This window comes from Nonomuraea indica (assembly GCF_002850745.1).
Taxonomy (GTDB): Bacteria; Actinomycetota; Actinomycetes; order Streptosporangiales; family Streptosporangiaceae; genus Nonomuraea; species Nonomuraea indica.
This window is the reverse complement of the sequence record NZ_KZ559490.1, coordinates 1-267: the sequence shown is the minus strand read 5'-3', so window position 1 is coordinate 267 and position 267 is coordinate 1. Positions and strand designations below refer to the sequence as shown.

The following is a 267-nucleotide window of genomic DNA, read 5'->3' as shown; positions in this document are numbered from 1 at the left end:
CCCGCCCGTCGCCCCCCGCCACGCCCCGCACCACACCAGGCGACTCGCGGCCCTCGGTCAGGGCCCGCAGCCCGGCGGCGCCGTCCAGCACGACGGCCCGATGCTCGAACACCGACCGGCGAGCCAGCGCCGCCGCCACCGAAGCCGGACCGTGCGCCTCGACCACGGGCACCAGCCCGGCCGCGAGCGCCCGCAACGCCTCACCACTACGCGCCGACAACGCCAGCGGCACGACCCCCGGCTCCTCGCCGTGAACAGGCGCCTCCT

General features: G+C 78.7%; 1 protein-coding gene. It reads right to left on the bottom strand.

All coding sequences use genetic code 11. The features are described from left to right. Positions 1-232, bottom strand: a 232-nt coding sequence (locus CXR44_RS40355) for a hypothetical protein (RefSeq protein WP_219602199.1), incomplete at its 3' end; no start/stop codon positions are given. Between the last annotated feature and the right edge of the window lie 35 nt (positions 233-267).